Here is a 15,163-nt window from a genome sequence, read left to right on the forward strand (position 1 = left end):
CCAGGCTCCCCCATGGATCGCCGCCGATTCTTAAAGCACCTGGCCGCCACGGCAGCACTCGGCATCACCGGCGCCTGGGGATGCGCGGCCTCCCCCGGCCTCTCGCACCTGAAGGCGCTGGCGCCGGGCTCTTCCCCCCCGGAGCCGCGCGTGCCCGCCCCCGCCACGGTGGTGCTGGTCACCGACACCGATCGCGGCCGCGCCCTGCGGCGCCTCTTGCACACCCTGGAGTTCAGCGGCCACGAGCACAGCATCTTCGTCCAGCCCACCCTCCACGATGCGACCCCCTCGCCACGCTCCACCCACACCGCCCTGCTCGCCAGCCTGGCGCGCCACTGTCGCAGCCAGGCCTGCGACAGCCTCCACGTGGGCACGCGCCATCTCTCCCGGCCCACCGCGCCCCTCTTTCGCGCCAAACAGCTCCCCACCATGGCCCACGAGCTCGGTTTTGACCTGCTAGCCCTCGATGAGCTTCCCTCCCATCACTGGCGCATCATCTCCCCCGAGCCCGCGCCCTGGCAGCAGGGATTTGCCCTGCCGCGTCAGGTCACCGATGCGCACACCTACATCCAGCTCGCCACGCTCCTGGCCTCCCCAAGCGCCCCCGGGCTCCACGCCGCACTCAGCGGAGCCTGCGGCCTGCTGCCCACCCGCCACCCCGGCACCGATCATCACCTGCTCAACGAACTCGCCGCCTGCGAAGACCCCGGCCCACGTATGCTCGCGGTGGTCCACGCTCGCCAGCCCGATCTGATCATCCTCGATGCCTTCGAGATCGCCCCCGATGAGCATCGCACCGAACACTGCGGGGTCATGCTCGCCAGCACCAACCCGGTGGCCATCGACGCGGTGGGCCTCGCGCTGCTGAGGCGCCATCAACCGCCCCCGGAGCTGGCCCGGGGCCCGGTCCACGAGTTCCCGCTGCTGGCCCACGCTTCGGAATTCCCCCGCATTGAGCTGAGCACCGACGCGCGCGACCGCCCGCTGGCCGACGCGCTACAGGCTCTGCTCAGGACCTGAAGCCTCGCGCTCCGCCCGGGCCTTAGCTTCCTCCTCCCGCACACCGGAGCGCGCACGCCTCAGCACCGTGAAGAGTGCGGCCAGTACCACCACCGCCAGCACCTTCGCGCCCCACTCCACGGCCACCGACTCCAGCCCCCGGGCCACGGTCAGCCCCACATAGAGCACCCCGAAACTCACCAGAACCGCCCCGATCTCCAGCACCCTGAAGATCATCCGACGCTGCCTCGCATCCATCTCACTCACGTCCACTCCAACTCCTCGCTCAACTCGCCTGGCAGACCCTCCCGTCTTCGGTACACTCACCGGCTCCGAGGTCTACCCTGAGAAGAGATCGCATGAGCTGCCCCAACCCACAACCTTTTGGGCGTCCTCACCGCCGCCAATCCCCGGCCGGCCCGGGCGCTCCGCTTCCCCGGCGCCTGCTCACCCTCCTCACGCTCGCCAGCATCCTGGCCGCCTGCCACCTGGTGGAGCCGCCGGCCCCGGACGACTCCCCGGCTCCGGCGACCACCCGGCTCTCCCTGACCCACGAGCTGGACCGCCTCCACGCCCAGAACCTCCCGGCCCTCTTCGACGCCATCGGCCAGAGCTCCGATCCGCCGCACGATCTGCGCATCCTCCAGGCCCGCGACGAGGCCGCCGCCGGGCTCTCGCCACGGCTGAGCTCCCTGCTCGGCGCGGTCATCTCTCGCTTTGATGGCCCCCACGTCACCGCCGACGCCCCCTGGCTCCACGACTTCATCCACGACTGGAACGCAGAAATGGCCGCGCTCCACCAGCCCTACCGCCTGGTGCACGGGCTGCGCGAGCACCACGGCCTCTACAGCTTCGCCCCACAGTTCTACCGCATCGTCGGCGTCCAGGAAGTCCGTATCGAGGGGCAACCCTACCCGGTCGAATGGCTCCAACGCCTCGACTCCAGCAGCCGGGCCACCCCGGCCAGCTTCTTTGACCATGCCCACCCCGGGGCCCGCGTCTTTGTCGATCGCGCGCTCCACACGATCTGGAACCACCTGGGACCGGCCCTGCTCGCCACGAGCTCCGAACACTCCCCGGCGGCCCGCCAGGCGCTGCGCGACGAGCTCCACGCCTTCCTGGGAGCCGACCTCGACGCGCTCCTAAAGGGCATCACCACCTACCAGAGCATGACCCGCCACCGCGCCGACCTCGACCGCCTCGCCAGGCGCTGCGGCCTCCCCACGCCGCTCCCTCCCCTCTCGCCAGCCGGCTATCCGGCGTCCACGCTTCACCGCCTCCAGGAGCGCCTGGCCCCCTGCCCCGGGCTCCCCGACGATGCCTTCACGCGCCTTAAACGCCTTAACCACGCGCTCCAACACGATCCCCACCTCCAGCGCGCGCTCCAACGCCTCCTCCAGGGCCTCCTCTCCCAGCAGGCCCGCGCCGCCGCGACCCAGGCGCACCTCCACGCCCGCTACACCGCCACCGGCCAGCGCTGCCAGGCCCCGGGCTGCGACGCCCTCCGCGCCGACCAGGCCGCCGAGGTCGGCGCCTACCTCGTCGCCACCACCTCCGGAGCGCTGCCCCTGACCATGCTCTGGATGCTCTTAGAAGATCACCGCTACGCCAGCGCCGCGGCCGCCTCCCACTGGTTGCGCGCCCTGCGCGACGCCGACATCACCCTGAATGCCCCCCGGCCCACCCGGCTACGCGCGCTGGCCACCGCACACCTGGGGCCCCTCCCCCCGATCACCGCCGGCTCACCACCCGCGCTCCGGGAGCTCCCCCCGCCGCGCCCCCGCTAAGCCCTCACCGCGTCCCCTTACTCCGCAACCAACCCGCGCTCCGCGACCATCTCCCGGGCGATGCGCGCGGCCTCTTCGTACGACGACTTGATGTTTTCGGAGAGCTTGCCCTCCATCTTCTTGCCCACCAGCGGAATGCGGATCGAAATCTCCCCTTCAATCGTGCGCACGCAGCCCGTCCCCTCGCTCTGCACCCGGGTCACGCCCTGCGCCTCCACCCGATCGGCCAGCACCGCCGGCTTCACCTTCCAGGCCAGCTCGCCACGCTGGCGATCCAGCGCGTTGGCCTGCTCAAACTCAAAGCTCTCGGTCCCCAGAGCCTTGGCCATCATCGCCGGCATCTCTTTGAGCGACACGCAACGCAGCAGCTTATGCTCCACCGCCCCCTCGGTGGAACTCTGCAGCACCTCGCGGCGCACGCCGGTGGCCTCCTCCAGGCGACGGTCAAACTCCGGATCGTCAAAAATATCCCAGAGTTGCTCGGCAGGGCACTCAAAGCGGTGGGTCATCGTAAACTTCATCGCACTCTCATCTCATGTCGGTTGAACATCGCATGGCAAAGCTCGCCATAAGGCCACAGACAAGCCATATACCCTGACCCGGGGGCTCTTGCACAGCCATCGGCGAGGCCCATCAGGCCGGCGGACTGCTCGGCGGCGCGCTTCCCCCGGCACCGGTCCCCCGCGCGGCCTCCGACTCCGAGGACGTCTCCAGGAGCTCATCCTCCAAAACCTCCACCAGCCGGCCGGTGGCCTTGACCAGGCGCTCATAGCGGGGCGGCGCCTGCTCCAGCGCGGCGTCTTTGCCCATCATCTCCAACTGCTCGGCCAGCTGGCTGACCGGACGCGCCCCAAAGATCAGCGCGCTCCCTTTGATGGTGTGGGCCAGGCGACGCACCTCCCGGGCGTCTTTATGCGCGATGGCAGCCTGCAAATCGCGCAGCCAGTGGCTCGACTCCTCGACAAAAACGCTGGCCAGCTCGCGCAACAGCGTCTCATCATCGCCGGTCGAGGTGTGGGCAATCTCGGGATCCCAGATCCCATTACTCGGGGTGTCCATGGTGTCCTCCTCGGGTTCGCTGCCGCCCTTGGGCGGCGTCTCGTCACTCTCCGGGGTTGCTTCCTTCGCCGCGCCCTCGCCACGAGGCTCCGGCGCCGCACCTTCCTCCCGGGCCTCCCCGGGCGACTCGCCAGACGGGGGCGACTCGCCCTCCTCCACCGGACGCCACTTACTGATAACCCGCATCAACTCCTCGGGCTGAATCGGCTTGGCCAGGTAATCATCCATGCCCGCGCGTAACATGCGCTCGCGGTCCCCTTTCATCGCGTGGGCCGTCAGAGCCACAATCGGCAGCGGGCGCTCGCGGGGGCCCTCGCGCTCCAGCTCACGAATCGCCCGAGTCGCTTCAAAGCCATCCATCCGCGGCATCTGAATGTCCATCAACACCAGGTCAAATCGCTGCGGGTCGGCGCCAAAGATCTCCACGGCCTCCTGCCCGTCGCGGGCGAGCTCCACGCGGTGTTCCCCACGCGCCAGCAGCCCCCGGGCCACCTTCTGGTTGACCGGACTGTCTTCGACCAGCAGCACGCAGATGCCCTCTTCCTCGCCACTCCCCTCCAGCAGCGCGCCGGACTCGGTGGCGCGATGCCCCTCGACCACACAATCGCTGAGCGCATCGTAAAGATCCGAGGGCTTGACCGGCTTGGAAAGCCACACGCACAGACGCTCGCCATAATCGGTGGAGAACGCATCAAACTCACTGCTGGAGACCGCCCCCACCGACGACATCAGCATGACCGCCGGCAACTTTTGTTTTTGGGAATCCCGCTGCTCAAACACCTCGCGCGCCAGCTCCAGCCCGGGCTCTCCGGGCATGATCGCGTCGATCAACACCACATCAAAGGGCTCCTCCTGCCCGGCCAGAATCTCACGGGCCGACGCCACATCCGCGGCCACCTCCACCTCCATCTTCCAGATCGTCAGCACCACCCGCAGCAGCCGGCGATTGACCGGGTTATCATCGACCACCAACGCCCGGCGGCTGGCCAGCTGATGCTCCTGCTCCTCACGCCAGCGCTGACTCAGCTCCAGAAGCACCGTAAAGGTCACCTCGGTGCCCTCGCCCTCCTCACTCTCCAGCTCGATATGGCCACCCATCAGATCCACCAGTTGGGCCGAAATCGAGAGCCCCAGCCCCGTGCCCTCATGCTGACGCCGGGACGAGGAGTCCACCTGGCGAAAGGCCTCAAAGATCCGAGCCTGCTCTTTCTTCGGAATCCCCACCCCGGTGTCGCGCACCACCATCGTGATCTCCACCTCCTCGTCTCCCTGCAGCTCAAAGCCCATCTCAATTTCCACCTGCCCGGTGTCGGTGAACTTGATGGCGTTGCCCACCAGGTTGATCAGCACCTGGCGCAGACGATCCGGATCGCCGATGACCGCAAAGGGGAAGTCGGCCTCAATGCTGTACACAAGCTCCAGCCCCTTCTGGGAGGCCCGCGTCGCCAGCACCTGCAGGGTCTCGGCCACCGTGTCGATGGGACGAAACTCGCGATGATCGAGCTCCAGCTGCCCGGCCTCAATCTTGGAAAAGTCCAGAATGTCGTTGAGCAGCGCCAGCAGCCCCCGCGCCGAACGATCGAGCAGGGTGAGGTACTCGTGCTGCTTGCCGTTGAGCTGCGTCTCCTGGAGGAGCTCCGCCATGCCGATCACGCCGTTCATCGGGGTGCGAATCTCGTGGCTCATATTAGCCAGAAAGCTGCTCTTGGCCCGGGTCGCCTCCACGGCCTCCTGACGGGCGCGGGCCATCTCAATGGCAATGGTGCGCAGCTTCTCGCGGTGCTCTCTCAGCGAGGCGGTGCGCTCATCGACCAGACGCTCCACCCGACGGGTACGCCCCACGGTGGTGTTGACGTAGAGCACGCCGATCAGGGTCACCAACAAACCGCTGATCAAAAAGACTGTGGTGCTCCGATCGACCCGCTCGCTCACATAGGCCTCGGTCGGACGCGCCACCAGCGCCCAGCTCGGTCCGGGCAGGTTGAGCGGGCGATGAAAGACCAACCCCTGCTCCGCCGCCGAGCGCCCCCGCCAGACCTCCGACTCCGCATCGCTCTGCCCCTCGGGTGTCGACGCTTCCTCCCCGGCGCCTGACCAGGCATACACCGTCCGGGGCTCCCCGGGATCGCTCTCATCGACCAGCTCAAACTCAATGTCGATGGCCGGACGCACCTGCATCGCCTCGGCGATGACCTCCTGCATATGCAAGACCCCGATCAACCACCCCGCAAAATGCTCCTCCGGGGTGCCCTCCTCCCGCGAGACGGCCGCCACAAAGCCGTAAAGTACCGAAGACTCACTGGACCCGGGCAAATCGATGGGCCCGGTCATCACCACCTCGCCAGTCTCCCGGGCCTGCCTCAGGGCGTTGGCCACCCGCGGGATCGCCAGCCAGTTAAAGCCGGGCTTCGCCGAAATTTTGGCCTGCCACACATGCAAGGTCGGCGCGTAATCGGGCCGCGGGCGCGCGGCCATCAGCTCCACATTCTGTCCGGGCTCGACGATCTCGTAATCCTCTCCCAGCTCCCGGCTGGCGCTGGCCTCAAACGCCGAACGCGCCGATTCGCTGACGTAGGGCACCCAGGCCAGCAACGCGATCTGACTGCGGCCCTCCAGATAGGTCTCCACAAAGGTGCGAAACTCATCGGCCTCCACCACATCAGAGCCCCGGTAAAACGCCAGCATCGCCAGCATGTTGAGACGCTTCTCCAGCAGGCGTCGCTCCACGCTGCTGGCGTAGAGCTGCGCGTCGCGCTGGAACTGCCCGCGGACGTGGTCGGCCTCCCGCTGCCGCAACCACCACCACCCGCCCAGACTGGCCGCCACCCCGACCACCAGCACCAGCACCACCAGCCAGCGCCCGGTGCCCCGGCGGCGCGGCTGCTCGCCGGCGCTTTCGGAGTCTTCAAAGTTGAAGAATTTCACGGAAAGAGCCCCCGCATCAGCTTGGCCTGCGACACCCGCTCCACCCCGGCGATGAGCGCCGCTGTGCGCAGATCGATCTTATGATCCTCCGCCTGAGCACTCACCCGACGGTAGGCCTGGGTCAGGAGCTTGCGCAGCCGCTCGTTGACCTCGGACATCGACCACATGGTGTTCTGAAGCCCCTGCACCCACTCAAAATACGACACCGTCACCCCGCCGGCGTTGGCCAGCAGGTCGGGAAGCACGAGGATCCCACGCTCGCCAAGGATCTCATCGGCCTCGGTGCTGGTCGGGCCGTTGGCCCCCTCGGCGACCATCTTGCACTGCAGGCGCCCGGCATTGGCCGCGGTGATCTGGTTCTCCACCGCCGCCGGTACCAGCACATCGCATTTGAGTTCCAGCAACTCGGCGTTGCTGACCCGATCACCCTGGGCGTAGCCCTCCAACGTCCCGACCTCGGCCACATGACGGTCCAGACGCTCAAAATCGATCCCCCCCGGATCAAAACAGCCCCCGGTATGGTCGCTGACGCCCACCACCGTGACCCCGAGCTCATCGAGGTAGCGTGCCGCGTGGCTGCCCACGTTGCCGTAGCCCTGCACCACCGCGGTCTTCTCATCCAGGCGCCAGCCCTGGTCTCGGGCCGCCTCCTCAATCACAAAGACCACCCCCCGACCGGTGGCCTCCTTGCGCCCCCGCGAGCCCCCCAGCACCACCGGCTTACCCGTGACCACCGTGGGCACCGCGTGGCCCACCTGCTCGGAGTAGGTGTCCATCATCCAGGCCATCGTCCGCTCGTTGGTCCCCAGATCCGGCGCCGGGATGTCTTTATCGGGCCCGATCATATCGATGATCTCCGAGGTGTAGCGCCGGGTCAGACGCTGCAACTCCCGCGGCGAGAGCGTCTCCGGTCGCACCCGAACCCCGCCCTTGGCCCCGCCAAAGGGCAGGTGCATCAGCGCACACTTCCAGGTCATCCACATCGCCAGCGCCGTGACCTCCCCCAGATTCACATCGTGGTGGTAACGCACCCCGCCCTTGGTCGGCCCCATCGTCAACACATGCTGGACCCGGTAGCCAAAGACCGTCTCCACCTGCTCATACTCATCGCGCCGAAAGGGCAGCGTAACCACCTGGGAGCGCTGCGGAAAGAGCAGGCGCTGGCGCACATTATCGTCGAGCCCCATCAGCTGCGCGGCCTTTAAAAACTGCTGGTGCGCCAGGCGCAGCATCGGCGATTTCCACTCCCCGGCCCGCGCCCGGGCCCGCTCCAGGGCGTAGCGCACCGAACGACTTAAGAGCTCCCCATTAATCTGGCTCTTGACTAAATAGTCCTGAGCCCCAGATTCCACCGCCCTTACCGCAAGCTGCATGTCGTCGAGCCCGGTCAAAATCACGATCGGCGTGGGGTCGACCCGTCCCTTAACCCTGGTGAACGTATCAAACCCCTCACTGTCCGGAAGCATCAGGTCGAGCAATACCACGTCGGCAGGCTTCTCCTCATAAAGAGCCAGCCCCTGGTCGACGCGATCGGCGATGCGTACGTTGAACCGCAATTCCAGCCCCCGTTTGAGCAGGCTCTCAATCAGGCGCATATGCACCGGATTGTCTTCGATCACCAGCACCTCCACCCGATCGCTCATCGGCACCTCCGCGTTGAACCCTCGCCGGCAACCCCTGCCCGACGCTGTGTGAGCCCAAAGCTAAACACCGCCCCCGGTCCCCGCGTACCCGCACACCCGAACGGGGTAAAGCCAGCGCCGCAAAAATTCGGTTATACTAACGTGTTAGCACCGCCCATCGGTGCTGCGGGCCGTGTGCGACACTCCTTCACAGGCCCCTTGCGGGGGCAAGGGACACCGCACGCGACTCTCCCCTTCGCAACCTAAGGAGCCCGCGCTATGACTCGCGATATCGTCACTTCTTCTGCCCCTGTACAACCCGAGGGCGCAGCGACTCAGCTCCGGCTGGAGGCACTCAAACTGCTTCGAGACCGCGCCGACGCTGACGCCGCCGTTTTCTTCGACGCCCGAGAAGTCGAAGGCCACCTCTATCTCGGCACCAGCCTCATCATCGGCGCCCCCTCGCTGCGCACCCCGCTGGTCGAGCTTCATGATCGCCCATTGCCCTCGTTGCTCGAGTCGGTCATCAGAGGACCGACCGCCGAGGAACGCACCCAGTTTATCTCGGCGCGGCAGCGCCGAGATTTGCATTTTGTGGGCCCCGACGGTGAACTCCTGGATATGGCCGACTGGCCCAAACGCCTGGGAGCCAGCGACTGGATCGGCCTGGTGGTTTACTCGGGAGCCCGCTTCGTAGGCTGGATTGGTCTGTGGCGCCTGGCCCCACGCTCGCCCTTCTCGCCAACGGCCATCCACCAGGTCTCACCACTGGTCCCCACCCTTCAGGACATCCTCATTCGCGCCCATCGCGCCGAGCTGGAGGACGATACCCAGAGCACCATCTATGTCCTGATGAGCCCGGATGGCGAGCTCCTCCATGCCAGCCCCTCGGCCCAGCCCTGGTACCTCTCGGAGTACCGGGAGGAACTCTACAAGCTCACCCTGAACCCCACCGACGCCCCGCGCTACTTTGCCGGCATGAGCGCCGTGGTCACGCCGATGCATGGTCTGGGATGCCCGCGGGCCTACCTGATCACGCTCGACCCGGCCAACTACCCGCGCATCGTGCCCGAACTCGTGCTCACCCCCACCCAGATCGAGGTGGCTCGCCACGCCACCAGCGGCGCGACGGTCGACGAGATCGCCCGACTTCTCGACCGCAGTCCCCACACCATTAAAACCCACCTCAAGCACATCTATCGCCGCCTCGACATCTCCACCCGCGTGGAACTCGTCGAGCTGATGGGCGCGCTCCCCCCGCATCTGGCCGACGATCTCTGACCGCTTCATTCCAACATAACGACTAATACTCAGGGGACCCCACGCAGGTTGCGGCACATCTAAGCTCGGCAACGACACACTCGACCCGTATGCGGGACACCTCTCGGTTGGCAGACCTGGCTCCGGCTCGCCCACCGCAGAGAGTTTCATCCCGCAGCCGGGAGCGTCATCATCGCTCCCTCAACTCGCCACTCACCGGAAGCCCCGTCGACGCCTGCCTCATCAGGCGTCCTCCCGGCGTAGTGCGCGGCCCCACGGCTTTTTTGAGGCGATGATGATGAATGTTTCCCCCTGGCTCGTTCGCCGGCTGGCCATCGGCCTGTCCGCAAGCCTTGTGCTGGCGGCCTGCTCCGACCCTGACGCCCCCCCCGGGCAGGCCGACACCGAGGATGTCGGAGACGACGCCCCCCCGGTCATCAACGATGGCGGCGATCCAGATGGCGGTGGTACCAATGGCGGCGGCGAGGACTCCCTCGCTGACTTTGAATGGGCACAAACGTCGCTCAACATCGAGATCGCACCGCCTGCCGAAAGCGAAAACGGTAACGACGCTCTGGCTCCCGACTCCCTCGCCTACACGCTGCGGGCCGAAGTCACGGCCCGGCGCAACGAGGACGCCGAGCAGGAGGTCCCCATCACCACCGCCCGGGTAGGCATGGGCGATACCGACGCCGCCGATGACGCCGATTTCACCTGGGTCGATCTGACGCACCAGGGCGAGGGCATCTACACGGCCGAGGTCACCGGCCTGGCGGTGAATTATCGAGCCCGCTTTGAAGGCCCGATCTTCGGCACCCGCGTCCACGACCTGGAAGACGTCACCCCCCACATCATCACGTCCCCGACTCAAGGGCGGAGCTACTCGGACTCCAGCGACCTGTCCGTGAGTTACGAGCCGATAGAGATCAATTACTTCGCCATCCTCTCGCTCAACGGCACCGAGTTAACCCGCACCTCGCGCCGGGAAGAAAAGATGGCACTGGCCGTGCCCGCCAGCGAACTCAGCCCGGGCTCCCACCAGGTCGAGCTAACCCGGATGAAGTTTCGCGGCACCGTGGGCGGCGACACCGGGGGCGGTGGCATCATCTTGACGCTCACCCGCACCGTCAGCGTCGAAATCCAATAGACCCGGCCGGGCGTCCCCTCCCAACTGCAACCAGGCGCCCCCGGGCCCCTCACACAAACAAGCGCGCCTTTACCGGCGCGCTTGTTTGTGTCGCACAGCCACCGCAGCCGACCGGGTTTCAGCGCGCCTCAATCCAGTCCAGTAGCGCGTCGACCACCTGAGGGTCGAGACGACGCGAAGCCTCGTTGTAGAGCAGCGCGTGCTGCGCGGTGAGCTCCTCGCGAGGCGTCTCCTGGGCCTTGAGCACGTGATCGGCCAGCGGTATCAGACTCAGCGTGACATCGAGCCCGGCGCCGCGCGCAGCCTCGGCCAACGCGCGCGCATCGAGCTGGGGATCGACCTGAAGGTCACGCTCCCCGCTGAGCACCAACACCGGCATCGACGCATCAAGCCCGGCCAGCGCCGCAGTGGGCTCCCACAGCAGGATCTCCGCGGAGAACGCCCGGCCCTCCTCCGCCTGCAGCGCCTGCACCAGCTGCACCACCCCGGGGTAAGGACTCACCTGCGCGGCCCTCACCCGCTGACCTGCCGCGATCGTACGCAGCGCCTGATCAAGGCGCCCCAGTTGCGCCCTCACCCGGGACGCCTCCACCCCTGCATCCAAGAGCTGAGCCTCGAGCTGCCACTGGATCAATTCCCCCAGCGAGCGGCCCGAACTCGAGAGCAAGATCAGCCCGGCCGGCGCCACGCGCCCCTCCTCCACCGCCCGCAACGCATGCGCGCCCCCCTCGCTATGCCCGGCAATGAACACGCGCCCGGCGTCGACCTCCTCGCGTCCCGCCAGCACAGCTGCCGCTCCGGCGAGCTCCTCCTGATAGTCCGACCAGCTCAAGGCGCCGGGGAGCGCGGTCTGGCCGGTGGCTCGTTTATCGTAGCGCAACGACGCCACCCCGCGCTCAGCCAACGCCTCGGCCAGGAGCCTGGCCGAACCATTTTCTCCGGGCAAAAGCGGGCTCTCCCAGTTGCGATCGGTGGGGCCGCTCCCGGCCACCAGCACCAGCGCAGCCACCGGTCGCTCCACCACCGGGAGTACCAGCGTTCCATGCACCTGAGTCCCGGCCGCCTCAAAACTCACCTCTTCGGAGCGCACCTCATACACCTGCCCCTCCTCCCGCGACGCCTCCACCGATGCTTCGTCCGCGGCCACCTGCGGCCCGGCTCCCGAGGCGCACCCCACCAGCGCTCCCAGGGCCACGATCAGCGCGCCCTGCTTAAGTTTTTCTCTCCTCATGCACGACCTCTCCGTGAAAACACCAACACCACCTCGGCCCCGACGAGCATCGACCGGCACTGCCCCCACCGATGACGAGCTCGCCACGCATCTAGGCCACCGCTACCCCAGACGCGCCGCCAACTCCAGTCGACTGGCCACGCCGAGCCGTTCATAGGCGTGTTTGAGATGGGTCTTGATGGTGTGAGGACTCCGCTCCATCGCCCGGGCAATCTCGGCGATGGTCGCCCCGGAACACGCGTACTCGGCGACGCGACGCTGCATCGGGGTCAGCGCAAAATCCGGCGCGCGCTCCGCTCGTCGGGCCGGCGCCACCTCCACCAACCTCCCCGCGCCCGACGCCCCCGCCAGCAGCCGAACCCGCAACACCCAGCCCCCGCGCACCACCCGGCTCGCCACCGGCTCGCCATGCCGGACCATACGTTCCAGATCGGCGACACGCAGCGAAGGCGGCAGCGCCTGGGTCTGATAGAGAAGCCGGCCATCCGAGGCGTAAATAAGACTCAAACCGTCGTAGCCGGCCTGAGCCTGGTCCACCGCCCATCCGTACGCCCGCACGACATCCCCCACCTGCCCGACCCACTCCGAGAGCGCCGCCAGCTCCGCCGCCGCGTAGGTCCCCACGTGGCGCAAGAGTCCCAGCCAGCCCACCAACGCGTTCTCCCGATAAACGAGCAGCCCCGCCATATCTGACGCCCCGGACAACGCCGCGATCCACTCCGGATGCACCTCCCCCCGATCGCAGCGTCCGGTAAAGCGGCAAAAATCCCGCTCCGCCGGGCATTGAATCTCCTGCGCCAGCTCCTCGCCTACACTCTCCCCATCGATCCGAGACTCCCACCCACCGGCCCCACAGCTCACCGGCCGAGCCCAGTGCAGCGCTCCCTCCACCTGACGCACCTCCGCAAAGATACCCCCCGCAGCGCCCACGCTCGCTTGCAGCTCCTCGATCAGCGCCACCAGGTGCTGCCTCGCATCCTCTTCTCTTGCCGCCAGGATCTGAGTCGCCTCATTCATCGTCGCGCTCCGGAGCAGGGGTGGGGGGGGAGTTGCTTTACAAAAGGTAACACTCACACTCCCATCCCGGCCAGCGCGATCCCTGAGCCTCCTGCACTCGATACAACGCCTGCCCACCCCGGAGTCGGTCGCGAGGCCCCCAACAAAAGGCAAGAAATGAAAAAGCCCGCCGGCAATGGCGGGCTACGGGCGTGTTGGAGGGGCTGAGCAGGCAAGCTTTTCACCTACCCCGAGAATCACACCCCACATCGCTCTGCTCGGGCACCGCTGGCACAACGTCACGAGTGTGCTGAGGCTATTTCTGTTGCGCCTCAATCAACCTCTCTTCCCCAGCCTCGCTGGCCATTTCTATACCTGCCAACATGCCCATAAACCCCAGAAACACCAAAATCACCACCCAGATCAACAACACCCAACCGCTGGCAGTCATGATCGAGTGATGTGACTTTCCACAGTCATCAAACTCATCTTGGTTCATATCATTAGATTGATTCGACCCTTGTAGTTCCATAACACCACCTATCGGCTCGAGCCGCCATCCGGGCACGAGATTAAATCGCTCGAAACGCTCCCGCGACATTCGCCACGGGAAGTCAACGCCACCCGGGCTCTCTCGGCGATGTTCGCCCCTCTCCAGGTTGGACGAAAGTCAACGTGCATCCTTACCAGACTCCGCGCATCATGTCACGACACGCCCTGAAAGGGGGCTGTGTGAAGCTAGTGAGCGAACCCGAAGAAGGGATGAGAGTTCTTCTACAGGTGTGGTGGCAAGTGCTCGTAAGCGAAGCATCGCGGGACCTACTCAACAGCAGGGAACATGCGCGCGCCCTGGCGGATTGTCGGTCGTCAAAAAGGGAGGCGCTCGGGTTCGCCTCTCTTACCCATATGTATCAACCTCATCCCAAAAACGCTGATTCGGCATGATTGCGCGCGCAAATCACCGGCCTGCTCGCCACGATATAGACATCGCAGGATGACTCCCCCGATTCAGCATCTCAAAATAACTCGAAGCCAGACTGGTTCGCGCGCGGCTCCTTGCGCAGCCCGGCAAGCTTCTCCTGCTTGCGCTCAATACACCTTTATCCGGGACGCGGCCCACGGCAAACCACTTCCCACGATCAAGCGAAGCCTGAATGTACCTCCCAGGAGGGTTTGCCTCGATACCCCCATCATCAACATCAAGGGTCTTGGCTTCCAGGAAATTGAACCTCGCCGCGGGAACCTCGACGGGGTGGTCTGCGCGATGACCGGCTCGCCCAACTGCCGGCCGACCGAGGCCCCCGTCGACAACGACAGTGGGCAGCCCGACGATAACCACAACCAGCCCACCGGCCTGCCAGGGCTACGAGTTCTGCGAAAGCGACGACGGAGTCTGCCGCCCCTACGCCGAGTGCCTGACGACCTGCAGCTTCAACTGCGTGATAAGTGACGATGGATGCTCTGGCGGCCTCAACCCGACCGCCTGCAACATCCGCCCCCTGGGCTGCCTCGACAGCCGCGGAGTCGACCAGGCCTGCCATAACGCCGCCACTGCCCTGGCCTCCTGCGAGGAAGACGCCGGCTGCAGCGAAATCGCAGATGACGACGCCGCGAACAGCTGCACCGAATCCAGCTGCTGCACTGAACTCCAGGCCGTGTACTGAGGAACCATCACCGCGCGCACGTCAGCCCCCCGTGGCGAAGACATTGAATCAAAGCTCAAAAGCCGACCCCACCCGAGGTCGGCTTTTCGCGCATCAGATCGACGTAAAACATCACACTCGTCGATCGCGCCCCCCATCACCCGCTTCAGAACGGGACGTCGTGCGACTACCGGTAGGTCGTCGCCAAACCGACAAAGTTCCGCTTTCCCCCATGATCACTTCCCCTGAATCGACTCCCGATCGATGCAATACGACTACCGGCCCCTCGGCCTCCGCGTCACCCTCAACTCTCGATACCCCGCATGAACACACACTCTTGCGTAATCCCCAATCAACTTTTATGCTCCTGCCCCCCATAAACATGTACTCTTGCGTATCCCCCGGTTGGTTTTTATGTGTTGAGATGCTTGGCGGTGGTACTGGCCGCAGCCACGGTGCGTTGGAGCTTGCTCCGACCAGTCGCTAAACTCGCT

Annotated in this window: 12 protein-coding genes; 5 read left to right on the forward strand and 7 right to left on the reverse strand. The window is 66.1% G+C overall.

The window, feature by feature from the left end; genetic code table 11:
• Positions 1–12: 12 nt before the first annotated feature.
• Entirely contained in the window at positions 13–1,020 is a 1,008-nt protein-coding gene (locus DL240_RS11195) for a DUF362 domain-containing protein (protein ID WP_111730064.1), read from the forward strand.
• Here DL240_RS11195 and DL240_RS11200 read toward each other — a convergent pair.
• Positions 997–1,266, reverse strand: coding sequence for a hypothetical protein (locus DL240_RS11200; RefSeq protein WP_146618250.1), 270 nt, complete (start codon positions 1,264–1,266; stop codon positions 997–999). The genes DL240_RS11195 and DL240_RS11200 overlap by 24 nt on opposite strands.
• Positions 1,267–1,358: 92 nt before the next feature.
• Between DL240_RS11200 and DL240_RS11205 the strand changes: the two genes are divergently transcribed.
• Entirely contained in the window at positions 1,359–2,786 is a 1,428-nt protein-coding gene (locus tag DL240_RS11205) for a hypothetical protein (protein ID WP_111729981.1), read from the forward strand.
• 17 nt (positions 2,787–2,803) lie between these two features.
• On the opposite strand, the gene DL240_RS11210 is transcribed toward DL240_RS11205, so the two are convergent.
• The 3 genes from DL240_RS11210 to DL240_RS11220 form a co-directional block, all read right to left on the reverse strand.
• Positions 2,804–3,307 (reverse strand): DUF2505 domain-containing protein, encoded by a 504-nt coding sequence (locus tag DL240_RS11210; protein WP_111729982.1) that lies wholly within the window; start codon positions 3,305–3,307, stop codon positions 2,804–2,806.
• Between the two features lie 112 nt (positions 3,308–3,419).
• A complete protein-coding gene (locus DL240_RS11215) occupies positions 3,420–6,770 on the reverse strand; it encodes a hybrid sensor histidine kinase/response regulator (RefSeq protein WP_111729983.1) in 3,351 nt (1,116 codons plus the stop codon).
• On the reverse strand, positions 6,767–8,413 hold the full coding sequence (locus tag DL240_RS11220; RefSeq protein ID WP_111729984.1) for a Glu/Leu/Phe/Val dehydrogenase dimerization domain-containing protein: 1,647 nt from the start codon (positions 8,411–8,413) through the stop codon (positions 6,767–6,769). Before DL240_RS11220 ends, DL240_RS11215 begins: the two co-directional genes overlap by 4 nt.
• Before the next feature lie 258 nt (positions 8,414–8,671).
• On the opposite strand from DL240_RS11220, the gene DL240_RS11225 reads away from it, so the two are divergent.
• Positions 8,672–9,673 (forward strand): helix-turn-helix transcriptional regulator, encoded by a 1,002-nt coding sequence (locus DL240_RS11225; protein ID WP_111729985.1) that lies wholly within the window; start codon positions 8,672–8,674, stop codon positions 9,671–9,673.
• Positions 9,674–9,947: 274 nt separating this feature from the next.
• On the forward strand, positions 9,948–10,799 hold the full coding sequence (locus tag DL240_RS11230; RefSeq protein WP_111729986.1) for a hypothetical protein: 852 nt from the start codon (positions 9,948–9,950) through the stop codon (positions 10,797–10,799).
• A 118-nt stretch (positions 10,800–10,917) separates the two neighbouring features.
• Here the strand turns inward: DL240_RS11230 and DL240_RS11235 are convergent, their stop codons facing one another.
• The 3 genes from DL240_RS11235 to DL240_RS11245 all read right to left on the reverse strand — a co-directional run bounded on the left by DL240_RS11235 (position 10,918) and on the right by DL240_RS11245 (position 13,558).
• Positions 10,918–12,030 carry an alpha/beta hydrolase family protein gene (locus tag DL240_RS11235; protein ID WP_111729987.1) on the reverse strand — a complete coding sequence of 371 codons (1,113 nt, stop codon included), beginning with the start codon at positions 12,028–12,030 and terminating at the stop codon, positions 10,918–10,920.
• Between the two features lie 102 nt (positions 12,031–12,132).
• On the reverse strand, positions 12,133–13,047 hold the full coding sequence (locus tag DL240_RS20725) for a helix-turn-helix transcriptional regulator (protein ID WP_111729988.1): 915 nt from the start codon (positions 13,045–13,047) through the stop codon (positions 12,133–12,135).
• Between the two features lie 295 nt (positions 13,048–13,342).
• On the reverse strand, positions 13,343–13,558 hold the full coding sequence (locus DL240_RS11245; protein ID WP_146618252.1) for a hypothetical protein: 216 nt from the start codon (positions 13,556–13,558) through the stop codon (positions 13,343–13,345).
• Positions 13,559–14,342: 784 nt separating this feature from the next.
• Between DL240_RS11245 and DL240_RS11250 the strand changes: the two genes are divergently transcribed.
• Positions 14,343–14,690 (forward strand): hypothetical protein, encoded by a 348-nt coding sequence (locus tag DL240_RS11250; RefSeq protein ID WP_111729990.1) that lies wholly within the window; start codon positions 14,343–14,345, stop codon positions 14,688–14,690.
• Positions 14,691–15,163 lie beyond the last annotated feature (473 nt).

The sequence above is a fragment of the Lujinxingia litoralis genome, assembly GCF_003260125.1.
GTDB classification, from domain to species: domain Bacteria; phylum Myxococcota_A; class Bradymonadia; order Bradymonadales; family Bradymonadaceae; genus Lujinxingia; species Lujinxingia litoralis.

Coding starts and splice junctions, on each gene's coding strand:
- DL240_RS11195 (WP_111730064.1), top strand. CDS start 13: ATGGATCGCCGCCGATTCTTAAAGCACCTGGCCGCCACGGCAGCACTC.
- DL240_RS11205 (WP_111729981.1), top strand. CDS start 1,359: ATGAGCTGCCCCAACCCACAACCTTTTGGGCGTCCTCACCGCCGCCAA.
- DL240_RS11210 (WP_111729982.1), bottom strand. CDS start 3,307: ATGAAGTTTACGATGACCCACCGCTTTGAGTGCCCTGCCGAGCAACTC.
- DL240_RS11220 (WP_111729984.1), bottom strand. CDS start 8,413: ATGAGCGATCGGGTGGAGGTGCTGGTGATCGAAGACAATCCGGTGCAT.
- DL240_RS11225 (WP_111729985.1), top strand. CDS start 8,672: ATGACTCGCGATATCGTCACTTCTTCTGCCCCTGTACAACCCGAGGGC.
- DL240_RS11230 (WP_111729986.1), top strand. CDS start 9,948: ATGATGAATGTTTCCCCCTGGCTCGTTCGCCGGCTGGCCATCGGCCTG.
- DL240_RS11235 (WP_111729987.1), bottom strand. CDS start 12,030: ATGAGGAGAGAAAAACTTAAGCAGGGCGCGCTGATCGTGGCCCTGGGA.
- DL240_RS20725 (WP_111729988.1), bottom strand. CDS start 13,047: ATGAATGAGGCGACTCAGATCCTGGCGGCAAGAGAAGAGGATGCGAGG.
- DL240_RS11245 (WP_146618252.1), bottom strand. CDS start 13,558: ATGGAACTACAAGGGTCGAATCAATCTAATGATATGAACCAAGATGAG.